Source organism: Acinetobacter sp. G18 (assembly GCF_052660225.1).
This window is the reverse complement of sequence record NZ_CP109658.1, coordinates 2,712,245-2,733,877: the sequence shown is the minus strand read 5'-3', so window position 1 is coordinate 2,733,877 and position 21,633 is coordinate 2,712,245. Positions and strand designations below refer to the sequence as shown.

The 21,633-nt window shown below is 33.7% G+C and carries 23 protein-coding genes; 20 read left to right on the top strand and 3 right to left on the bottom strand.

The annotated features are described in order from the left end of the window. The first annotated feature begins 1 nt into the window (after position 1). From NE363_RS12980 to NE363_RS12955, 6 genes are all read left to right on the top strand, one after another. Positions 2 to 748, top strand: a complete 747-nt coding sequence (locus NE363_RS12980; protein ID WP_004702934.1) for an ABC transporter ATP-binding protein — start codon at positions 2 to 4, stop codon at positions 746 to 748. A gap of 13 nt (positions 749 to 761) precedes the next feature. Further along, the gene (locus tag NE363_RS12975; protein ID WP_004702932.1) at positions 762 to 1,007 is read left to right on the top strand and encodes a 2Fe-2S iron-sulfur cluster binding domain-containing protein; all 246 of its coding nucleotides are present in this window, start codon (positions 762 to 764) and stop codon (positions 1,005 to 1,007) included. Then, entirely contained in the window at positions 1,004 to 1,561 is a 558-nt protein-coding gene (locus NE363_RS12970; RefSeq protein WP_445535231.1) for a nitroreductase family protein, read from the top strand. The genes NE363_RS12975 and NE363_RS12970 overlap by 4 nt, the downstream gene beginning before the upstream one ends. Before the next feature lie 12 nt (positions 1,562 to 1,573). Then, a complete protein-coding gene (locus tag NE363_RS12965) occupies positions 1,574 to 2,167 on the top strand; it encodes a LysE family translocator (protein ID WP_025469176.1) in 594 nt (197 codons plus the stop codon). A 22-nt stretch (positions 2,168 to 2,189) separates the two neighbouring features. Then, complete coding sequence (locus tag NE363_RS12960) at positions 2,190 to 2,723, top strand: NAD(P)H-dependent oxidoreductase (protein WP_445535230.1); 534 nt, start codon at positions 2,190 to 2,192, stop codon at positions 2,721 to 2,723. A gap of 205 nt (positions 2,724 to 2,928) precedes the next feature. Next, on the top strand, positions 2,929 to 4,188 hold the full coding sequence (locus NE363_RS12955) for a ParB/Srx family N-terminal domain-containing protein (RefSeq protein WP_445535229.1): 1,260 nt from the start codon (positions 2,929 to 2,931) through the stop codon (positions 4,186 to 4,188). Positions 4,189 to 4,768: 580 nt separating this feature from the next. Here NE363_RS12955 and NE363_RS12950 read toward each other — a convergent pair. Continuing rightward, complete coding sequence (locus NE363_RS12950) at positions 4,769 to 4,918, bottom strand: hypothetical protein (RefSeq protein ID WP_171493323.1); 150 nt, start codon at positions 4,916 to 4,918, stop codon at positions 4,769 to 4,771. A 48-nt stretch (positions 4,919 to 4,966) separates the two neighbouring features. Between NE363_RS12950 and NE363_RS12945 the strand changes: the two genes are divergently transcribed. From NE363_RS12945 to NE363_RS12895, 11 genes are all read left to right on the top strand, one after another. Then, on the top strand, positions 4,967 to 5,521 hold the full coding sequence (locus tag NE363_RS12945; RefSeq protein ID WP_151685926.1) for a TetR/AcrR family transcriptional regulator: 555 nt from the start codon (positions 4,967 to 4,969) through the stop codon (positions 5,519 to 5,521). Between the two features lie 256 nt (positions 5,522 to 5,777). Further along, complete coding sequence (locus NE363_RS12940) at positions 5,778 to 8,972, top strand: type VI secretion system Vgr family protein (protein WP_445535228.1); 3,195 nt, start codon at positions 5,778 to 5,780, stop codon at positions 8,970 to 8,972. A gap of 70 nt (positions 8,973 to 9,042) precedes the next feature. Next, positions 9,043 to 13,836 carry an RHS repeat-associated core domain-containing protein gene (locus tag NE363_RS12935; protein ID WP_445535227.1) on the top strand — a complete coding sequence of 1,598 codons (4,794 nt, stop codon included), beginning with the start codon at positions 9,043 to 9,045 and terminating at the stop codon, positions 13,834 to 13,836. Between the two features lie 10 nt (positions 13,837 to 13,846). Beyond that, positions 13,847 to 14,302, top strand: a complete 456-nt coding sequence (locus NE363_RS12930) for a hypothetical protein (RefSeq protein ID WP_000723253.1) — start codon at positions 13,847 to 13,849, stop codon at positions 14,300 to 14,302. Between the two features lie 325 nt (positions 14,303 to 14,627). Then, the gene (locus NE363_RS12925) at positions 14,628 to 15,002 is read left to right on the top strand and encodes a hypothetical protein (RefSeq protein WP_000357775.1); all 375 of its coding nucleotides are present in this window, start codon (positions 14,628 to 14,630) and stop codon (positions 15,000 to 15,002) included. A 59-nt stretch (positions 15,003 to 15,061) separates the two neighbouring features. Next, positions 15,062 to 15,490: a hypothetical protein gene (locus tag NE363_RS12920; protein WP_212511742.1), complete on the top strand. Its 429-nt coding sequence runs from the start codon at positions 15,062 to 15,064 to the stop codon at positions 15,488 to 15,490. Then, positions 15,441 to 15,914, top strand: coding sequence for a hypothetical protein (locus NE363_RS12915; RefSeq protein ID WP_445535226.1), 474 nt, complete (start codon positions 15,441 to 15,443; stop codon positions 15,912 to 15,914). Before NE363_RS12920 ends, NE363_RS12915 begins: the two co-directional genes overlap by 50 nt. Next, positions 15,907 to 16,338, top strand: a complete 432-nt coding sequence (locus NE363_RS12910; RefSeq protein WP_445535225.1) for a hypothetical protein — start codon at positions 15,907 to 15,909, stop codon at positions 16,336 to 16,338. The genes NE363_RS12915 and NE363_RS12910 overlap by 8 nt, the downstream gene beginning before the upstream one ends. Before the next feature lie 167 nt (positions 16,339 to 16,505). Next, entirely contained in the window at positions 16,506 to 16,997 is a 492-nt protein-coding gene (locus NE363_RS12905; protein WP_445535224.1) for a hypothetical protein, read from the top strand. Between the two features lie 15 nt (positions 16,998 to 17,012). Next, positions 17,013 to 17,459 (top strand): hypothetical protein, encoded by a 447-nt coding sequence (locus tag NE363_RS12900; protein ID WP_445535223.1) that lies wholly within the window; start codon positions 17,013 to 17,015, stop codon positions 17,457 to 17,459. A 143-nt stretch (positions 17,460 to 17,602) separates the two neighbouring features. After that, positions 17,603 to 18,154 carry a hypothetical protein gene (locus tag NE363_RS12895; protein ID WP_240060725.1) on the top strand — a complete coding sequence of 184 codons (552 nt, stop codon included), beginning with the start codon at positions 17,603 to 17,605 and terminating at the stop codon, positions 18,152 to 18,154. 107 nt (positions 18,155 to 18,261) lie between these two features. Here the strand turns inward: NE363_RS12895 and NE363_RS12890 are convergent, their stop codons facing one another. Then, positions 18,262 to 18,732, bottom strand: a complete 471-nt coding sequence (locus NE363_RS12890) for a hypothetical protein (RefSeq protein ID WP_134263244.1) — start codon at positions 18,730 to 18,732, stop codon at positions 18,262 to 18,264. Positions 18,733 to 19,039: 307 nt separating this feature from the next. Here NE363_RS12890 and NE363_RS12885 point away from each other — a divergent pair, with 307 nt between their 5' ends. Genes NE363_RS12885 through NE363_RS12875 form a run of 3 tightly spaced genes read left to right on the top strand, consistent with a single transcriptional unit; the run spans position 19,040 to position 20,771 of the window. Then, complete coding sequence (locus tag NE363_RS12885) at positions 19,040 to 19,711, top strand: CsgG/HfaB family protein (RefSeq protein WP_002048002.1); 672 nt, start codon at positions 19,040 to 19,042, stop codon at positions 19,709 to 19,711. 17 nt (positions 19,712 to 19,728) lie between these two features. Further along, a complete protein-coding gene (locus tag NE363_RS12880) occupies positions 19,729 to 20,097 on the top strand; it encodes a DUF4810 domain-containing protein (RefSeq protein WP_191106794.1) in 369 nt (122 codons plus the stop codon). Then, positions 20,094 to 20,771 (top strand): DUF799 domain-containing protein, encoded by a 678-nt coding sequence (locus NE363_RS12875; protein WP_445535222.1) that lies wholly within the window; start codon positions 20,094 to 20,096, stop codon positions 20,769 to 20,771. The genes NE363_RS12880 and NE363_RS12875 overlap by 4 nt, the downstream gene beginning before the upstream one ends. 142 nt (positions 20,772 to 20,913) lie before the next feature. Here NE363_RS12875 and NE363_RS12870 read toward each other — a convergent pair whose 3' ends face one another. Next, the gene (locus NE363_RS12870; protein WP_445535221.1) at positions 20,914 to 21,273 is read right to left on the bottom strand and encodes a hypothetical protein; all 360 of its coding nucleotides are present in this window, start codon (positions 21,271 to 21,273) and stop codon (positions 20,914 to 20,916) included. Positions 21,274 to 21,633 lie beyond the last annotated feature (360 nt).

Sequence of the window (21,633 nt, the reverse complement as noted above, 5' to 3'; positions counted from 1 at the left end):
TATGAAAGAAATACTCAGGGTTAAAAATATAAATAATTATATACTAAATAATATTAATTTGGATATTGAAGAGGGTACTATAACATCTATTATTGGAAAATCTGGTGGCGGGAAAAGTACTATTGCAAAAATCTTATCAAAAATAGAAAATTTTAAATTTGGATTAATTGAGTTAAAGTATAAAAATGATTATTTGAATATTACTGAAATATCAAATAAAAATTTTTATAGCTATCTACAAATTGTTTTTCAAGATCCGTATAGTTCTTTAAATCCACAAAGAACAATTTTTGAAAGTTTGAAAGTACCTTGTAAAAATCTCTTAAATTTAAAAAACGATGAGTGTAGAGAAAAATGTACTAGTATGCTTTCTTTAGTAGGACTTAATGATATTGTCTTAGATATGTTCCCCAGTCAATTAAGTGGAGGACAATTACAACGTATTAATATTGCACGAGCTCTAATTCCTAATCCAAAAATTCTTATTTTAGATGAACCTCTTTCAGCTTTAGATATTTCTGTACAGTCTCAAATAATAAATCTTTTACTAGAACTAAATAAAACTCAGAAAATTACTATGATTTTTATTTCACATGACCTGCATGTGGTAAGGCATTTATCCGATTACATATATGTTGTTGATACAGGTAGTATTATAGAACATGGGAAAATGTATGATATATTTCATAATCCTGTGAAGGACTTAACTAAGCTAATGGTAGATAATTATAACTCTATAAAAATTTAATAAAGAGGTTTGTATGTCAAAAAAAATAATTTTAGATGTGGTTTTTAATAAATCTATCAGTAAAATTAATATTAATCCAGAAAAGTCAATTTTAATTAATTTGGAGTCTAATGGTTATAAAATAAAGAATTCATGTCGTAGAGGATTATGTGGTTCATGTCTAATAAGAATTATTGATCATACTACTGGAAATTTTTTACTAGCGAGAGCCTGCGTTACACATCAAATTAGTGATTCTATAGTTGAGATTATATTATGAATGATTTTATTAGTAAAATTATGATGCGAAAATCAGAACCAATTTTAGATAATGAAATTCCAAATGATATTTTGCAAAATGTTTTTAAGTGTGCATTGACAGCACCTGTACATAAAAACTTAAGGAATTGGCATTTTTATTATTTTTCTGGAAAAAAAAGGGATGAATTGGGACAATTAATTTCGCCAAAAAAAGAGTTTTATAGTAATAATTTGCAATTTGAATCGGATTTAAAAAAATTTAATAGTAAATTTTATAATTCTCCAGCGTATTTAATTTGTGTATTGAAAGTTGATAATAATCATGCAGTACCGGTTACAGAGCAATATGTAACGATTGGAGCAGTAATTCAGCAAATAATAATTTCTACTGAGTTATTAGGTTATGCTTGTTACTGGAGAACTGGAAAATGGTGTGTAAATAATGATTTAAGAGAATTTTTAAATCTTAGTCTTCATGATTCAATAGTAGGATTTATAAGTTTGGGGTCTAAATTAAATAGAACGCCTAGAAAGACTGTAGTTGATCAAAAAGATTTTTTTTCAATTGTTTAAGTGTGATTAATTATGTTTATGTCCATGTTTCTCTTTTCATTTGCGATGTCGATTACACCAGGTCCTGTTAATACAGTAATATTATCTACTAGTATTAATTACGGTCTTAAGAAGACAATATCGTATATATCAGGAGCCACAATCGGCTTTGTCTTACTTTTAATTTTTATTGGTTTTGGTCTTCATAGTGTTTTTGTTACATACCCATTTTTGTTGAAAATATTAGCTATTTTAGGTGCATTGTTCGTTTCGTATATTGGTTATAAAATTATGTTCTCGGACTCTAAAGTTTCTATAGATGATAATGAGGAAGTTTTTGTACCAGGTTTTAGAGATGGTTTCTTGCTTCAATGGTTAAATCCCAAAGCTTGGTTAGCTTGTATATCGGGGACTACAATGTTTTCCTCTTTAAATGGTTATACCAGTTTAGTTACCTTTATTATTATATATTTTATAACTTGCTATGTTTGCTTGTTTTTTTGGGGAGTTTGTGGAGACCGATTTGCCTTAATTTTAAACAAAGGTAATCGTATGAAATATTTTAATATGTTAATGGGTGGCATGTTAATAATTTCTGCTATTTCAATAATTTTCGAATTTTTTTAATTTAATTCTTTGGTATATATTCATGCAAAATAAAAAACTCGTTATTGTTGCTCATCCTAACATTAAAAATTCCAAAGTTAATAAGAGGTGGATTGAAGAATTAAATAAGTATCCAGATGAAATAGTTGTGCATGAACTTTATAGTAGATATCCAAATGGAGAGTTTGATATAAAATATGAACAAACTATGCTAGAAAAATACGACACTATAATTTTTCAATTTCCAATTTATTGGTTCAACTGTCCACCATTACTGAAGAAATGGTTTGATGATGTTTTTACTTATGGGTGGGCATATGGGTCATCAGGGAATATGCTTGCTAATAAAAAAATTGGTTTTGCTGTATCGGCGGGAAGTAAAGATATAGACTTCTCAGTGAAAGGTAAGTACTCAGCTACTTTAGAAAATGTTCTTTTACCTTTTAAATTAACTACTTTATATGTTAAAGCTTTATATTGTTCTTATTTTTCATTTTATGGTGCTGAGAATGAAATTAATTTTACTCAGTTAGAAAGTAGTGCTGTTGAATATATAAAATTTATTAAAAAAATATAATTTCACACCTGAAAGGATTTTATATTTAAAATTAGAAATATTTTAGATGTATTTATCCTTTCTTTTCATTTTGCTTAATTTGAACATATAAGCACATCGTATTTGACTAATCGAACTATGTATTCATCAAAATGACATCGATTGGTCATATAAATGAAATCCTGCTGTACAAAAATAATGCAATTTATTGGGGTAAATTCCAGTCATGCAGAAAAAATCTTATAAAGTTCTAAGTTTAGTATTTCTTGTTGCGAGCATGATGGCTATAACTGCTTGCAATGATAGTAATGATCAGCAATCTACGGCAGTTTCTCCAACACCTACAGATACCCGTGACCAGCGTTTTCTTACACTCAAAACCAATGATGTAATTCAAGTTGCGATTGCTGATTTGATTCCGACGCAGGGTGCAATTGGTTATGATCAAATTTATTATAAATTAGGGCGTTGGCAAGGTGATTTACAGCGCCCAACTTGGCAAGCAGACCCAGTCAATCAATTAGTTTATTTAAATAAAACCATTGGTAAGAAGTTTAGCGATTATTGTGAAGCGATTGGTGCAAAAGGTCGTGATGATTTTACAAGTCTGCAAGACCTACAAAAGGCCAATTTAAAACAATTGGAGACATTTAACTGTCAAGAACAGCCGGGCACTGAAACGGCTGATTTGAAAACAGTTGTTGTGGGTTATGATGGGCGTCTTTATTTGACCGATGGTCATCATACAATGACCGAATTCCGTGAGCTGCCTGATGGCGGTGGTCAACTTAAAGTATGGGTAAAAGTTGTTGGGAATTATAGCGATAGTAAAACTGCGGATGAGTTTTGGGCGAAAATGCTTGCCAATGGCCAAGCATGGTTAAGAGATGGAAAAAACCAACCGATTTCATATCAACAATTACCTAAAAACTTAGGCCTAAAATCGGCAAGTAACCCTGATGGTATGCAAAATAATCCATATCGTTCACTAGTCTATTTCACACGTGATATTGGTTATAGCAAAGTTGCTAATGCAACGGACTATACTGAGTTTTTATGGGAAGATTGGTTTAATAAACAAATCGCTAATAATCTGGTACATCCTTTAAGTTTCTATCATACCGATGCGAGTGTGTATGGTGCTGCAGATGTGTTGGCAACTACTGAAATAAAAGCTGATTTAACTGTATCGGGTAGTGCAACAGGCTATCAGGCAGCGGTTGCTGATTATTCATTATTGATGGGAAGTACCAAACCGACTGATATTATTTATGGTACTTCAACTGCCGCAGATTTGGGGGCATTACAGCTTGTGAAAAATGCTGCTAAAGGTTCTGTTACTGCGACTTCAATTTCTAATCTTGCAGATTTGACCCGTGACGAAATCAAGAAAGATAAAACACCGCGTACAGGTGGAAGTATTTGGTATGCGGTAAATTACAAGTTATGTGGAAAACCTGCTACAGGAACGTGCTGGGGTTGGTAATTCACGAATATTTAATAAGAAAGGGGTGAGTAAAGTCACTCCTTTTCTAATATAAATAAATCATTAATGTTTGATCAGAATAGAATTGATTATTTAAAAATTAAAAAACATCATTTGCTCTCACTTAAGTCCTAAACATCTCACCTTGCACACGTTATTAAGATTTTTTCTATTTTTATAAACCTCAAATTAACAATAACTTGTCAATTATTTATCCTTACTTTTTAATGATCTAATTTAAAACAAATGTCATTTTGTGTGCTTGACTGTAAGAGGGTTGGGAACTATTCTTTGCCTGCTGGCCACATTGCCAGTCGGTTTTGACGAACCGCAATCACACGAGTATCAGAATTATTCCTTCTGAGGGATAGTTTTGTGCAACTCCTCGTCTCCCTCTCGTAGCGGTAGGACGGAAGGGGGACACCTACGGGTGTGCTGGCCTCGTGTGACCAGTTCGTCAACCCCCTTTCGTTCTGCCACCATAATTTTAATGTTTTGGCAGAACTCCCAATAAAAAGGAGTTGGCTTTGCACATCCATTATTTCTTGGCAGCCTTTGCCAAAAGCTATAACGACACCACTTAAAAATTTAAAGCAGCTTGATGGCCTTTAGGGTTTTCAGGCTTTAAGTCATTACGGCTCAAAAAACTTGCATCAACTATAAAACTTGAGATGTGCCAAGCACAGTCTTTACGGCTTTGCTGTGCCTTTTTTTCTCCCAGAAAGGGCACAGGCTTTTTCTCTTTTAGAAACAACAAGAACTTTATAACGGTAAAACTATGCGAAATTTAGAAACATCTTCCAAAAAATTACAGGTTATTCAAACTTCCATTCGCCTCTTTACAACCTATGGGTTTTACACAGCAGGTGTAGACCTGATTGCTAAAGAGTCGGAAGTTCAAAAAGCCACGCTTTACAACTATTTTCACTCAAAAGAGGGTTTGATTGAAATGTGCATCGGCTTTCAAAAAAGTCTTCTTAAAGAAGAAGTACTCGCTATTATTTATTCAAGCTATTACCGTACACCAACCGATAAGCTGAAAGAAATTATAGTTTTACATGCTAACTCTAACAGCCTATACCACTTATTACTTAAAGCCTTTTTTGAAATTAAGGTGACTTATCCTCAGGCTTACCGTATGGCGGTTGAGTATAGAAAATGGCTGCATCATGAAATTTTTGACTTAATTTTTAGTATTGAAACCCGTGACTTAAGGCCAAGTGCTGACATGGTTTTAAATCTAATCGATGGCTTAATGTTTAAATTTTTAAGTACAGATTGTTTAGATGAAAGAGATGCGGTGGTGGAGCGGTTTTTTATGTCAGTGTTATAACGGGAAAACTCATACTAATTATTCAGTATATGACTTTAGGGGAATTTATTATGATTTGTTTTAATAATGATAATTTGAATTCTATGACTAGGTTCTATTGAGTTATTACTATTTACTTAAGTTTTAGCTTTATATTTTTTCTATGAAATAGTTATAAAATTAAGGTTAAAACTGAAGTTAATACAAACGAGATAGACAAATCTGTCTATTTTTTATAAAATGTAGTCGATTGTAACTCAAATTTATAAATAAAGTGATGTTTAATAATATTACCCAGATTTTAGAGAGTGTTGGTTTTCTCTCACAACATCGTTCGGTGTATCTTCAATTTTCAGATGCATCCCTGAATAGTCAGGTCTTTTTACAACGTATAGATGGGCAACATTATCTTAATCAGGGCATGACAGCAGAGCTGATTTGTTTATCAACAAATGCCCATATTCCACTCAAAACATTTATTGGAGTGCAAGTCGCTGTTGACCAAGTAACAGACCGAGGAAATTTTTTCCGTACGACTGGTATTATTACTGGAGCATCGCAGGGACAAAGTGATGGTGCTTTAACTTTATATAAGCTTGCGGTAAGTGATCCAACTTATCTGTGGCATAAACGCAGAAATAGTCGTGTGTTTATGAACAAGAGCGTGAAAGAAATTAGTGAAATTCTATTTCAGGAATGGCAGGGGAAAAGTCCATTATTTGCTTCTAGTCTGACTCTAGATTTGAGCGGATTGAAACAGACTTACGATGTTCGTCCTTTTGTTATGCAGCTCAATGAAAGTGATTATGACTTCTTAACTCGCTTATGGCGTAGTGAAGGCATAAGCTGGCTCATTGACGAAGCTGAGCTTACTGTCGCGAGCAATACAGATGATATTCAGCCACAAAAATTACGTTTGATTGATGATAATAACCAATATCAAGCGTTGGCAAGAAGAGCGATTTGTTACCACCGCAGCAGTGCAACTGAACAATCTGATAGCATGACCAGCCTAATGGCTGACCGTAGTTTACAGCCGACCTCTGTTTTTGTGCAGCGTTGGCAGTCAGATGTATTGCAACAAACTGATGGGGCAGGCAGTGTACAAAGTAAACACCAACATAGTTCAAACTATGACAACCAGAGCTTAAGCCTCGAAGAAGCATGGCACTATAGTCCGGCATGGATGCAGGATTTAAATGGCGAAGATGGGGCAACCTCCGCAAGCAATCAACAACTAGAAAAGTTTAACCAGAACCTAAGTGCTTATTATGATGCTCAGTCTAAGCAGTTCATTGCAAAAACCACAGTACGAGATACCCAAGTCGGCTATTGGTTTGAACTCAATGAACACCCTGAAATAGATCAGCATGAAAGCACAGATAAAGAGTTTTTAATTGTAGGCAAGAACTACTATAACCAAAATAATTTACCTAAAGATTTAAACCAGCAAATCCAAACTTTAGTTCAACAAAGTGATTGGCAAGCGAGTAATACTGACGAGCGCCAAGCGAATCAACTGATTTTACAACGTCGTCATATTCCAACTACTCCAGCTTATAATCCACAAACTCATAGTCCTGCCACTCATCCACAACGTGCGAAAGTGGTGGGTCCTGAAGGTGAAGAAATCTATGTAGATGAATGGGGTCGTATTAAAGTCCGCTTCCTGTTTACCCGCAACGATGACCATAGCCATGATGGTGGAGCAGGAACCAACAATAATGACACCGATTCAGCTTGGATTGACGTTCTAACACTGTGGGCTGGAGAAGGTTACGGTGCACGTTTTTTACCGCGTATTGGTGAAATTGTTGTTATTAACTTTTTTAATGGCGATATAGACCGACCGTTTGTGATGGGTCGAGTGCATGAGGCACAGCGTCATCCAACCAAATTTGATAATAAAGGCAAGCTTCCCGATACTAAAAAGCTGAGTGGTATCCGTTCCAAAGAAGTGTCAGGTGGTGGTTTTGGACAACTCAGATTTGATGATACAACGGGACAAATTAGTACCCAACTCCAAAGCAGTCATGGTGCAAGCCAGTTAAATCTGGGGAAACTGAGTCACCCTAAAGATAAAGCGGAAAGTGAAGACCGCGGTGAAGGTTTTGAACTGCGAACGGACCAATGGGGAGCATTGCGTGCAGGGCAAGGTTTATTGGTATCTACTTATAAACAAGATAATGCCAAAGGCGAACACCTTGATGCCGAAGTCGCTAAAAAGCAACTTGAAGGTAGTCAAACCAACAGTAAAGCACTGAGTGACATCGCTAAAAACCAGAAAACTGATGAAATAGAATCGATTGAGCAGTTAAAAGATTTTGCCTCACAAATTCAGCAACAAATCGCTAAATTTGAAAAAGCTTTACTCCTTTTAAGTTCACCGGATGGCATAGCCTTGAGTACGTCTGAAGATATTCATATCTCGGCTGATGCACAAATCAATCAGGTTGCTGGAGACAGCATCAACATAAGTACTCAAAAGAATGTCATTGCCCATGCTCAAAATAAGATCAGCCTCTTTGCAGCACAAAGTGGACTAAAAGCAGTCGCAGCACAAGGCAAGGTAGAAATACAAGCTCAGGCAGATGCGCTGGATGTGTTGAGCAAACTTGGAATTACTATTTCATCAACCGATGACAAAGTCATAATTAGTAGCCCGAAAGAAGTCAAAATCACAGGTGGCTCATCTCAAATCACTCTAAACGGTTCAGGAATCTTTCCGAAAACTGGCGGGAAATTCCAAGTCAATGCTGGACAGCATTTGTTTATGGGAGGAGCGAGTGCAAACGCCAGTGCTCCTGAGTTACCTAAAGCTAAACCTATGCAGGGAGCATTGGAGCTACTGCGAAGTTATGGTGGAGATAACTTCTTTAAGCAAAATAGCTATAAGGTCATTGATTCATTAGGTAAGCAAATTACAGGCAAACTTGATGGGAATGGTTTTGCACAAGTAACAGGGATTGCGCCTGGACCAGCTAAAGTAGTTTTTGAGAAGGACAATACTAGTGCTTGGCTACAAAGCAGTGATTTTAATCGTAAATACACTTGGGCTGAGCCAGTCAAAAGTGTTCAAGGATTAATGAAAAATGCCCTAGAAGCAGTTGGGCAAAATACGATGTCTCAGTTGCAAAATAATCTTCTTTCAACTGATAAAAATAGTTTCAAAAACTTGGGTAAAAATACTTTAGATAATTTAGCTGGGCAAGCACTAGGCCAGATTAAAAATCAAGTGACTAATGCTGCGCTCAATACGGTTTCTAAACAACTTAATCTCAATTTATCTGCCGATCAAATGAAAAGTCTTGGTCAAATGGCGGTAAATCCAAGCCAGTCTCTTGAAATGCTAAAAGAGCAAAGCCAAGGTTTTTTGAGTGATCAAATGACCGCAAAATTATCTAAGTCCATAAATCAAGATTCACCTATTCATCAAGGTGTTTTAGATAATTTTATTCGGTCAAAAAAGTAGATTGGATGAATAGAGCGATCCAACATAGAAAAATATTGTTGTAATTTAATGAATTAAAGGTTTTATATTAATGGCTAATGAGAATACACAACATAAAGAAATTAAAAAACAACCTACTGTTGAACTTGCTGTTTTTAACTTAAATAGCGTGACGGATGTAGCAGACTTGCAAATGATCGCAAGTCAGATTCAGTTGTATTTACAAGTGTGCGGAAATACCTCATTAGAACAAATAAAAAGTAAGGCCAACATAACCACAGTTGCTAATATCTTTGCATTGACAGGTAGTGTACTAGACCTAATGCTCTATGCTACAGATAAGAAAACTGGTGAAGCTGCTGCACAACGTGGAGCGTTACTTGCTGCAAATTTAATTGGTTTATTTTCGGAACCGAATAACGAAGCTCATGCGCGCATGGCTTTACGTCCGATGTTTGGTTTAATGGCAGAGTGCTTATATCGAGAAAATGGAAAAATTAAAGAAACAGATATTAAGCGTTTAGGTTTGCATCTCAATGCGATGATCGCTGGAGATTTAGAGAAGTTTTTAAAAGAGACTCAAGCGAAGTTAGGCAGTTTACTTATTAGTGCTACAACATTGGGTGTAACCATCCTACAAAGCATGGCGACCCCTGCAACAGGTATAAATGCAGGAATAACCACTGTGACAGGTGCGAGTGCAGAAAAACGAGATCCGAAACTCAAATTTAGCAACTGGGCTGTTCCACTCATTGATTTATTAGGGAAGCCGAGCCAAGCAGACTTAACCCCTAAAATACAACCAAATATAACAAGTCGTTTGCAACAAGAAGCAACTCAAGCTATTGCAGCTTTAAGTCAAACTTTACAGCAACAAGCAAACGCTGGCCAAAAATATACTTTGGCATGGCTATTACAAGAAACATTGAAAGCTATACAAGCTTTAGAAAACAAAGGCAGTGCAAGTGTGCCAATCAACCAGACGGGGGAATATGAACGCCATACGAAAGGAGACACTTTAGAGTTTGTAAGTTTACAGGCAGATGCTTTAAATGCTCCTCCATGTGAAGGTCCTGATTCCCAATCTGGAAAAAGTATTAGCTATTCAATTGGTGCTGAACGGGTTCAACATGCAGACTTCTATTTACCGAAAATAGGTTTTTCTTTTATAAGGCAATATAACTCACAAATGGATGAGTTTGATCAAAGTATGGTCGGTGCACGTTGGATGATGCCATTCTCCAATATGATTCAACAAACTGCTCAAGGCTATCTATTTATTGATAGTAAAGGGCGAAAGCATCAACTGCCAGCTTCTATTACACTTGAAACTTATGAAGTTCCTTATCAGGGAATAACAGTACAACCTCTTAAAAATGGAGATCTGATTCTAAACTTCGGTGGAGACTGGTCTTTTCAATTTCATCAGTTTTCAGTTGGACAGCCTTATCAATTGATTCAACAATTCAATGAAAAAACACAAGAAAAGATTGACTTAAGTTATCTTATTTTCGATAAAGCTGCTTATCTTCAACATGTTGATTTTCAATTAGAACATACCAAGCACCAATTAAAATTTGCTTTTAATGAACAAGTTAAAATGATTGCGGTGTTTTTAGATGATAAAGCCGAACCATTAGCGCGTTATGAATATGATACCCAAGGTAACTTGACTCAAGCGATTGATCAGAATGGTCATACAAGAAAATATGAATACAATAACTTTCATCAACTAACACGTTATACAGACCGTACAGGGCGTGGACAAAATATTCGCTATGAATCAACTGAAGCCAAAGCTAAAGCGATAGAAGAATGGGCTGATGATGGTAGTTTCCATACCAAACTAAAATGGCATCCGCACTTACGTCAAGTGGCGGTTTATGATGCTTATGATGTGCCAACTTATTATTACTTTGACCTCAATGGGTTTACTTATCGAACTCGTTTAGCGGATGGGCGGGAGTCATGGTATAGCCGTGATGGGAAAAAGCGGATTACTCGTCAAATTGATTTTGAAGGACGAGAGACTCAACAAGAATATAATGATCAAGATCAACTTGTTAAAATTGTTCAGCCAAACGGTGGGATAATTCGTTTTGCATATAATGAGCAGGGTAACTTAGTTGAAATTAAAGAGCCAGAAGGTAGTATTTGGAAACGAGAATACGATGAAAATAGAAATGTTAGTAAAGAAATCAATCCATTAGGGCACATCACACAGTACAAATATAACAATGATAATCAACTGGTTGAAGTCATTGATGCAAAAGGTGGTGTCAAAACCATTCAATATAATGAATTGGGGCAGATGATTTCATATACCGATTGCTCAGGTAAGAGCAGTACATGGGAATATGATGAAGATGGTGCACTGACAGTTCAACAAACTGCAAATAATAAAGTTGTACAGTATTTTTACAGTACCAAAGGCCGAGATAAAGGACAGCTGCAAAGTATTATTTATCCTGATGGGTTAAAAGAATACTTTGAACATGATGAAGAAGGACGCTTACTTAAGCATATAGATACTAAAGGTTTAGTAACGGAATATAAGTACAATCAAGTTGGCTTATTAGAGCAGCGTATTGATGCCAATCGACATAGCGTAACTTATCAATGGGACAAACAAGGCCATATTCAAAAGCTGATTAACCAGAATCAAGCTGAATATTTGTTTGGATACAATCCGTATGGATATTTGATACGTGAGCAGGCCTTTGATGGAGAGGAAAAGCACTATATTTACAATGAGAACGGAAGGTTATTTCAAATCCGTCAACCAAATATACTGACTCAATTTGACTATTATGCAGATGGGCAAATTGCTTCGAAAAGCTTTACCCATTTACATACAGGCCAGAAACAAACAGAGCAATTTGACTATAACCTGAATAACCAGCTGAGCCGAGCTAGTAATGAGGTTAGCCAAATTGATTTCTATCGCAATGCACTTGGGCAGTTGGTTAGAGAGCACCAGCATTATAAAATTCCAGAACTGAAACCGCTCACAGCAGTATTACATTATGAATATGATGAGCTTGGAAATTTAATTAAAACAATTCGACCTGATGGACATACACTGAATCATCTTGTTTATGGTTCAGGGCATATTTATGCAATTGGTTTAAATAACAAAGAAGTTGCTTCATTTCAGCGTGATGATTTGCATAGAGAAACAACACGATTACTAGCAAATGGGCTTATTCAAACTAAACAATATAATGATGTGGGATTACTGAGTTCACAGTTCATTCAACCTGAGCAAGAAACTCAAGACTATTTACAATATCAAGCACATAGACACTATCAATACGATCAAAACTATTTGCTTAGTCAAGTTGAAGATAGCCGTTTGGGTAAGCTCAATTATCAATATGACCCAATTGGGCGCTTAATCACAGCTCAAAGTTTACATAAAACAGAAAGTTTTAATTTTGACCCAGCTGGTAACTTAATTGATTCTGACTCGGTATTAAGTCCAGCACAAATTAAAAATAACCTTATTAAAAGTTATAAAGGTAAACACTACCAATACGATGCACAAGGTAATGTGACAGAGATTATTCAGGCTGGTAAAAACCTTAAGCTGACTTGGGACAACCAAAACAGACTTATTCGTAGTAATAATAATGGTCTAGTTACAGAATATGGTTACGATGTCTTTGGTCGTCGACTCTATAAAAAAACATCCAATGAATTAACATTATTTGGTTGGGATGGCGATTTAATGATATGGGAGTCTGTCAAATCGGCACAGACTAGTTATACAAAGCACTATATTTATGAACCTGATAGCTTTGTTCCACTATTACAAACAGGTTATAAGGATTTTATTCAACTGATAGAAACTCCTGATTATCAGGAATATCAAACAAAACCTTATTCTATTTATAAAGACCCAGTATGGAATAGTAATGCTCGCAAAAAGCGTACTGATGTAGAGCAGATTACATTTTACCATTGTGATCAGGTCGGAACACCTCAAACCATGACCAATACCCGCGGTGAATGTGTATGGGAAATTATGCAAGACACATGGGGCGCGGTATTGCAAATTAAAACGGTAAATCAAGATAATCCATTTGAACAAAATAATTTACGCTTTCAAGGTCAGTATTACGACCAAGAAACAGAACTGCACTATAACCGTTATCGTTATTATGAACCTCATAGTGCAAGATATGTGAGTAAAGATCCGATTGGGCTAGAGGGAGGTATGAATACCTCTAGTTATGTAAGTGATCCCAATCAATGGATTGATCCAGAAGGATTAAATAGTTTTAATTATGGTGAAATGTTTGGTATCCCCGCTAGTGCTCAGGCTGGTATAGCATATCAAGGCCAAAGAAATTATGATTGCTGGTTAAAAACAGGTAAGCAGTGTGAATTAGCAATAGAACCGCTTTTTGACTATGTTATATGTTCAGGTGGTTTTTCTGCATTTGGAGGTTCTAAAATTTATAATTTACATAATGGTAATGTCTATACTGCTGGCGGAGTTTCCTTGACTGGAGTAAAAGATATGAAAGATCATGCTCAAACAGTTGGTGATATTGCTAAAAAGAGTATAGATAAAAGTTTTAAAGTCGGCCCTGCAAATTTAAGTAAACTAAAAAAAATGTTTAGTGGAAGTTGTATGGCTGGATATATTCTTAATAAGCCATCAGGTTTAACAAACTCCAAGGCAACAGATGAATTTTTAACTGGTATGGGGATTTCCCAAAGTATTGGATGGTGGGGAGCGAGGATTGGAGTAACTACTCCAGCTGGTTCATTCTTTGATCGAAATGGACCTGTAGGTATTGAAGCAGGTATTGGCACCCCTGGAGTAGATATAAGTGTAAGCGACAGTAAACCAACTTTGGTTCGTACTCAAGACTAAGGGTTATAGCATGAAAAAAATACTTTATTATATTTTTTTATCTATTTTAATTATAAGCTGTACATCATTTAATGAAGAGAATGATGTACATGAAAAAGTCGATTTAAAAAAGCTTTCTAATGAATTATTTAGTACATATAAATACGAAGTTGATACTGATAGAAATAAAAGCTCTACTCAATTAATTGTGATAAAAATAAATAAAGAAAATTTTTCGATTAATGATTATAATGATGTTAAAAACAAACTATTAAGTAGAAAATGGGATTTTGTTGATTCATACGATAATTATTATAATTTTTGTAAAACTAATAATTATTCTATAGATATATTAAATCCTATTCATGATAGACATTATACAAGAGATGGTGATGAAGTTAATTTTAAAAGCAAAGATTATTGGTATTTTGCATTATACTTTAATAAATTAGGAGTTAATAATTGTATGGAATATTATGGTAAGTAAATTTGATTATTTAAATAAGATTTCTTGAATTTGTAGTATTTATTTTAATTTGATAATCTGGTTTTAAGTTTTAATTAGATTTGTTGAAATTATTGTTGAATCTAAATTTAATAGTTGGTACGCAAAATATAAGAAAGAGTTATGATTAAAATTAATTGTTTAATATTGATTACAGGTCTTAGTCTTTTATTATCAGGATGCAACAAAGATGTTGAAATAAAACCTCAATTTAAAATTTCGAAAGTTCGAATGAAGCTACTCCACATGATTATAGCAGTGTTCTTGCGGAACAATTTAAAGGGGAATTAAATTTTTTAAAGAACAATTGGATAAAATCTTTATTGATCAAAAATTTATTTTGAGGGATGAGGGTATTGCTTTTGCTCCTACTCAAAGCTTTCTTGTTGTTCAAATTCTTGTAGATAGATTAAATGAGGAAATCTATCAAAGAAATATTGTTCCTAGAATTAGAGAGAATGGTTGGATTCTTGAGAAGCGTATAAAAAATTCAGATGTTTTTTGTAATGGTAAGAAATATCAGTTAGAGGTTATTCGGCCTAAAGATTACTCTAAAGAAACTATTAATGAAGAAAATAGGTTAACTTTTACTTCAATTGAAAAAGAAAGGAATATTGGTATGTATTATCAAGAACAAGGAACATTGTACTGTGGAAATGAATTACCGATAATAAATATTTAGTAGAAAAAATTATTTAAGTGTAAAGATAAAGTTAAGAGATTAGTTAGGGGCAAATAAGTATGAAGTTAAATAATTTGAGTTTGGTTGTTTTTATACTTTTTATATTTACTGGATGTGGTGAAATTTATTCTCAACCTTCTGATAAATATCCATTTGAAGCAAAAATGAAAGCATTGTTAGGCGATAATCTTAAAATTGTAAACTCGTTGCGTAAAGCAGAAGTTCAAATTTCTTCTTTTAGATTTGAAAAAGATCCTAATAAATTGAAAAAAGTAATTAATCAATTAGAAAAAGATGGTTGGATATTAAAGGGGCATGGACAAGGGGTAGATACATATTGTTTAGGAGCTAATAATAGTATTAATATTGTTAGCCCTACTGCAATTGGTGTTTATGATTATCAAGGAGGTAAACTAAATATAACTGATTATAATTTTGATGCTATATCTTATAGTTATAATAAATGGGCCGAGGATTTGTGTGAATGATTTTTTGAAAATTATATTAATTTCTTCCTTATTAATTCAATTAGGTTGTTCTAATAGAATATATGAGCAACCTTCAGATAAGTATCCATTTGAAGCAAAAATGAAAGCTTTATTAGGTGGTAATCTTAAAATTGTGAACTCATTGAGTAAAGCAGAATTTCAAATTTCTTCTTTTAAATTTAAAAAAGATCACAATAAATTGAAAAAAGTAATTAATCAATTAAAAAAAGATGGTTGGATATTAAAGGGACATGGACAAGGGGTAGACACATATTGTTTAGGGACTAATAATAGTATTAATATTGTTAGCCCCACTGCAATTGGTGTTTATGACTATCAAGGCGGAAAACTAAATATTACAGATTACAATTTTGATGCGATATCTTATAGCTATAATAAATGGGGTGAGGATTTGTGTGAGTAATTTATTCAGATATATAGCATTATTTTTCTTGTTTTTACAGGTGGGTTGTTCTAATGGAGTTTGTGAACAGCCTGCGTATAAATACCCATTTGAAGTGAAGATGAAAGCATTATTAGGCGATAATATTGAAATTATAGATTCTATAAATAAATATGAAGCACAAGTTTCTTATTTTGAATTTACTAAAGACTCTAGGAAATTAGAGGAAATAGTCAGGTATTTAGACAAAGATGGATGGGTGTTAAAAGGGCAAGGGCATGGAGTTGATACATATTGTTTAGGTCCAAATAATAAAATTAATATAGTCAACCCAACCTTTGGCAAGATTCAAGATTATAAAGGCGGAGAGTTGAAAATAACTAATTATGATGTTAATACGGTTTTGTATCGATACTATAAGTGGGGAGATGATTTGTGTGAATAAATGCGAAGTGAAATACTTGCTGCTAATACGTGAAAGCAATGCTGTAAAAAATAGGTGAGATTCTTAGTTAATTATAGGAATATATGATCTGAAAGGTACTACTAGATTTTTTAAAATTCTAGATGCTGAAAAAGCTATTAAAAATAATAGATTAGAGAGTTTAAGTAATGGAAATATGGAATAAAATCTTTTTAAAATTTATGACTATTATTTTAATTGGAGCTTTCTGTGTTTCATGCGATCACATAAAGAAAAGTGAAGTAACTATTGTTGAAAATAAGAATATAATAATTAAAAAATTTGAAAGTGATGCTGAATATATTTTTGGTAATCAAATTTTAGGTAAAAAAATATTTTCTTCCTATAATGCAGAACGATTAATATTTCAAGTGAAAGATCTAGAGAAAAATAGTGATAATTTTATAGATAAAATAGATGGTCTGTTGAATAATAGGGGTTGGAACTATAAAGAAAAATACAAAGAAGCTTACATTTATTGTGATAGAGATATGAATCAACTTGAGCTAGTTCCTCCTATAAAGATAGGTACAGTTATGCAATCTGGAGAAGGACAGTCATTGAATCAGTTAGTAGATTATTGGAATATAAGTTTTATCCATTCTAGACATAAACGTTATATATGTAATATGAATAGTTGATTTGGATAATTTATTATGATTGTGAGAAAATTCATATTTTCTTTATTAATTTTAGGTCTCTATTGCTCCCTAATAGCATGTAGTACTAACGCAACTAGCTTACAAGAGCTTTCTAAGGAGTTGTTCAGTGAATATTCATATGAAGTTGATACTGATAGAAATAAAAGATCTACTCAATTAATTGTGATAAAAATAAATAAAGAAAATTTTTCGATTAATGATTATGATAAAATTAAAAACAAACTATTAAGCAAGAATTGGGATTTTGTTGATTCATATGATAATTGTTATAATTTTTGTAATACTAATAATTATTCTATAGATATATTAAATCCTATTCATGGTCGACATTATACAAGAGAGGGTGATGAAGTTAATTTTAAAAGCAAAGATTATTGGTATTTTGCATTATACTATAATAAATTAGGAGTTAATAATTATATGGAATACTATAATAAGTAATTTTTTAATTATTTGAATAAAATTACTTAAATTTGTGCTGGTTGTTTTAATTTGATAATCTAGTTTTTAGGTTTTGATTGGATTTTTAATTTATTATTAAAATCTAAATTTAATAGTTGGTCTGTAAAATATAAGAAGGAGTTATGGTTAAAATTAATTTTTTAATATTGATTGCAGGTCTTAGTCTTTTATCAGCATGCAATAAAGATGGTGAGATAAAACCACACTCTAAAAGTCCGAATGAAGCAGCTCTACATGATTATAGCAATGTTCCTGCAGAACAATTTAAAGGGAAATTAATTTTTTTTAAAGAACAATTGGATAAAATCTTTATTGATCAAAAATTTATTTTGAGAGATGAGGGTATTGCTTTTGCTCCTACTCAAAGCTTTCTTGTTGTTCAAATTCCTGTAGAGAGCTTAAATGAGGAAACCTATCAAAGAAACATAGTTCCTAGAATCAAAGATAATGGCTGGATTCTTGAGAAGAGTATAAAGAATGCTGATGTTTTTTGTAATGGTAAGAAATATCAGTTAGAGATTATTCGGCCTAAAGATTACTCTAAAGAAATTGTTAATGAAGAAGATAGGTTAACTTTTACTCCAATTCAAAAGGAATGGAATATTGGCATGTACTATCAGGAACAAGGAACATTATTCTGTGGAGATAAATTACCAGTAATTACTATAAAATAAAAATATAGGGCTTGGCTTATTTTTTAGTATATCTACTTTGTAAGATTATAGCCCTATATTTTAAATCATATATATGAATATGGTGAAGTTAAAGATTTAATTTCTATCTATTCAGATTGAACTAAGTCACGTTCACGACATGATAATTCATAGTAATTACCTTTTGGCAGAGAACGGATTTTAAAGCCATAGTAATCGCTAGTTGACTCTATAGGACCGACACTACATTGATTTGTTTTTGCAAATTTTTCAATCAATTTCAAATTAGAAGTTTGCTTAAATACAGCTCCCCAACCTTCACTCACACAACAGCCCACATATTCAGACATATATTCATCTGAAATGAGTACGACATTTTGTCCCATAAACTCATAAGGCTTTTTGAGTTTATATATATCGTTATAGTCTGCTCGCGAAATATTAGGTTTCTTTGCTAAAAAGCCTTTCTGTTTGAGTATTTGGAACTTTAAAAAATTCTGAGGCCCAGTACCAAGTCCTCTATAAACCGAATTATTATCTTCTGCAAAGCTATACGAGCTAAACATACTGACTAAACTTAAAAATAATATTTTTCTCATTTTAAATTTCAAAAGTTATATGAGGCCGTAATTCTTTCATATCTTATAAATAGCGTAAAGTAAGTAGCTGATTTTGATTGTACAGATAGAATTTCTCTAACTGGCTTCGTAGGCATACACAGCTCATTTGAGTGACTATTTATATGCTTCTTATGATTAAATATTCAGAAAATAATAAGTGGATTACTTAAAAGTTTTAATTTAATTGATCAGATTTTTGCTCGTAGATTAATTTATCAGCTCATTTGATAGTCTTTTTGTATATAATATGTATTCTTTGTATTTTAGCTATCTTTATAGAGTAAACATGAAAAAAATATTAATCATTACTATGGCGAGTTCTTTTGGTTTAATCGCATGTTCAACCACTGAAACATCAAGAACGATACAAAGTCCTCAAGTCACCGCAGCAACTTCTGCAATTAAATATAATGGAGTAAAAGCTCCTGTTTCTATTGGTAAGTTTGATAACCGCTCTAGTTATATGAGAGGAGTTTTCTCAGATAATGTAGACCGTTTAGGTGGCCAAGCGAAAACGATTCTTGAGACACATTTACAGCAAACTGGTTATTTCTCAGTTTTAAATCGCGACAATTTATCTGAAATTAAACAAGAAGTAGGTTATAGCAATACTGCTCAATCTATTAAGGGTGCTCGTTATGTGATTACTGGCGATGTATCTGAGTTTGGCCGTAAAGAAGTTGGTGATCAGCAACTATTTGGTATTTTAGGCCGCGGTAAACAACAAGTTGCTTATGCAAAAGTTAATTTAAATATTATTGACGTAAAAACTTCAGAAGTTGTGCACTCAGTACAAGGTGCTGGTGAATATGCATTAGGTGCACGTGAAGTCTTAGGCTTTGGTTCTACTGCCTCTTACGATTCCACTTTAAATGGTAAAGTACTCGATTTAGCTGTTCGTGAAGCGGTAAATAATCTTGTAACAGATATTCAAAATAACCGTTGGTCAATTCAATAATTTTGGATATGTTTTAGATGAAAAAAATTGTTTTAAGTAGTGTTCTTGCTTTGGGATTGGTGGGCTGTGCCACTGGTCCTCAATCTTTATATAATTGGGGAAGTTATCCGCATCAAACTTATTTGATGTATACCGCACCTGAAAAAGCGACACCAAGTGCACAAATCACAACATTAGAAGCTGAGATTCAAAAAACTAAAGGTAAGGGCCTAGCTGTTCCTCCGGGGTTATATGCGCATTTAGGATTATTGTATTTACAAGAAAATAATTCTCAAAAAGCAATCGAGTATTTCCAGCTTGAACGTCAAGTCTACCCAGAGTCTACAGTTTTAATGGATCGCTTATTGCAAAAAATGAATGCGAATGGTGGGAATATAAAATCATGATTAAGAAGTTTCTAATTGCTGGTTTGGTTATTTCTAGCATTACATTTACTGGTTGTGCAGTTACTCAAGCACCGAATAAAGACATAACCGCTTATAAAGCTCATATGCCAAAGTCAATTTTGGTATTGCCACCAGTCAATGATTCACCAGATGTAAAAGCGACTTACAGTTATTGGCCAACCGTAATAGCGCCTGTAGCAGAAGCTGGCTATTATGTTTTTCCCATCTCTGTTGTAGACAACATGTTTAAAGAGAATGGTGTCACCAATGGCAGTGATGCGCAGTCTATTGCTCCTCAAAAATTACAAGAGATTTTTGGAGCAGATGCTGCTTTATACATTCGAATTAAAGAATATGGCTCTAAATATCAAGTGATTCAAAGTGTCGCCACAGTAAGTGCAGATGCAAAACTTGTTGATTTAAAAACAGGTGATGTGATTTGGACAGGTGAGAAAAAGTTATCCCAATCAAGTAGTGATGGTAACTCTGGTTTACTTGGTGCTGTAGTCGGTGCTTTGGTTGAACAGATTTCTAGCAACTTTAATGATCGTGCTTATCCAATAGCGAGTATGGTAAATGCTCAACTGTTTACTCCGACTCCTTATAGTCCGGGTACAGGTTTGTTATATGGCCCACGCTCACCTCAGTATCAACAAGATGGAATTACGAAGTAAATTAAAATCTAAATTTGGGTTTTAATTTATTATATAAGTTGCTTCATATCTTTATGATTTGAGGAACTTTATAAAGATTGAGTTTAAGCAGGAGAGTCAGTTGAAAATTGATTTTACCTGCTTAATTCAATTGAAAATTAGATTATTTCTTTACTTTAAAACGGTATTTACATTTTAGGCAGCGGTAGTCTTGAAAGATATTCTTATCGATCATTACGCCTGCTTTTTTACCAAAAATATTGCCAACTACACCGCCAGTAATACCTGCACTGATTGCACCGACAAAAGTTCCTACAGTACCGCCAACAATTACACCTAATGGTCCAGCAACTGTACCAATCGCTGCTCCTATAGAAGCACCTGTTGCAGCACCGCCTACGGTACCCGCTGTTGTTCCCGCAGCTGTTAGTAAAACACCGCCAGTGGTTTTAAGTAATTTATCATGATTACGTGTTTCAATTTCTGTAGAACCACACTTTGGGCATTGCAGCGTTTTTTCCATAAAATTTTTCCTGTCTTTCATCATTAAGTGACACAGTGAATGGAGCAGAATCAGTAAAGTGGGTAAAGAACACGACTTATGGCGAAGCGTCTTTTTCCTGATTGGTGATCGCAACGATATACCTGGTCAGCCACGATTTTAGCTGAACATTGGCACAAATATTTATAGATCATGTAAACACTTGTACTTTAATAATCATCTCTTAAAAATGTCTTAAGCACCATTTTTAAATGGATCAGGTGTGCCTAAAAGTGACTAAGTGATGGGTGATTGATCAGAAACAAGATAAATATTTGGCTTGATTAGATTTACACTAAGAGCAAGCTTGTTTATACGTTCCTAAAACAAGAAAGGCTTATT

Excerpts from the sequence above, each read along its gene's own strand:
- NE363_RS12875 (WP_445535222.1), top strand. The coding sequence starts at position 20,094 with ATGATTAAGAAGTTTCTAATTGCTGGTTTGGTTATTTCTAGCATTACA.
- NE363_RS12920 (WP_212511742.1), top strand. The coding sequence starts at position 15,062 with ATGAAGTTAAATAATTTGAGTTTGGTTGTTTTTATACTTTTTATATTT.
- NE363_RS12885 (WP_002048002.1), top strand. The coding sequence starts at position 19,040 with ATGAAAAAAATATTAATCATTACTATGGCGAGTTCTTTTGGTTTAATC.
- NE363_RS12915 (WP_445535226.1), top strand. The coding sequence starts at position 15,441 with ATGCTATATCTTATAGTTATAATAAATGGGCCGAGGATTTGTGTGAAT.
- NE363_RS12880 (WP_191106794.1), top strand. The coding sequence starts at position 19,729 with ATGAAAAAAATTGTTTTAAGTAGTGTTCTTGCTTTGGGATTGGTGGGC.
- NE363_RS12980 (WP_004702934.1), top strand. The coding sequence starts at position 2 with ATGAAAGAAATACTCAGGGTTAAAAATATAAATAATTATATACTAAAT.
- NE363_RS12900 (WP_445535223.1), top strand. The coding sequence starts at position 17,013 with ATGATTGTGAGAAAATTCATATTTTCTTTATTAATTTTAGGTCTCTAT.
- NE363_RS12940 (WP_445535228.1), top strand. The coding sequence starts at position 5,778 with ATGTTTAATAATATTACCCAGATTTTAGAGAGTGTTGGTTTTCTCTCA.
- NE363_RS12965 (WP_025469176.1), top strand. The coding sequence starts at position 1,574 with ATGTTTATGTCCATGTTTCTCTTTTCATTTGCGATGTCGATTACACCA.
- NE363_RS12955 (WP_445535229.1), top strand. The coding sequence starts at position 2,929 with ATGCAGAAAAAATCTTATAAAGTTCTAAGTTTAGTATTTCTTGTTGCG.
- NE363_RS12930 (WP_000723253.1), top strand. The coding sequence starts at position 13,847 with ATGAAAAAAATACTTTATTATATTTTTTTATCTATTTTAATTATAAGC.
- NE363_RS12945 (WP_151685926.1), top strand. The coding sequence starts at position 4,967 with ATGCGAAATTTAGAAACATCTTCCAAAAAATTACAGGTTATTCAAACT.
- NE363_RS12905 (WP_445535224.1), top strand. The coding sequence starts at position 16,506 with ATGGAAATATGGAATAAAATCTTTTTAAAATTTATGACTATTATTTTA.
- NE363_RS12970 (WP_445535231.1), top strand. The coding sequence starts at position 1,004 with ATGAATGATTTTATTAGTAAAATTATGATGCGAAAATCAGAACCAATT.
- NE363_RS12895 (WP_240060725.1), top strand. The coding sequence starts at position 17,603 with ATGGTTAAAATTAATTTTTTAATATTGATTGCAGGTCTTAGTCTTTTA.
- NE363_RS12975 (WP_004702932.1), top strand. The coding sequence starts at position 762 with ATGTCAAAAAAAATAATTTTAGATGTGGTTTTTAATAAATCTATCAGT.
- NE363_RS12870 (WP_445535221.1), bottom strand. The coding sequence starts at position 21,273 with ATGGAAAAAACGCTGCAATGCCCAAAGTGTGGTTCTACAGAAATTGAA.
- NE363_RS12890 (WP_134263244.1), bottom strand. The coding sequence starts at position 18,732 with ATGAGAAAAATATTATTTTTAAGTTTAGTCAGTATGTTTAGCTCGTAT.
- NE363_RS12960 (WP_445535230.1), top strand. The coding sequence starts at position 2,190 with ATGCAAAATAAAAAACTCGTTATTGTTGCTCATCCTAACATTAAAAAT.
- NE363_RS12935 (WP_445535227.1), top strand. The coding sequence starts at position 9,043 with ATGGCTAATGAGAATACACAACATAAAGAAATTAAAAAACAACCTACT.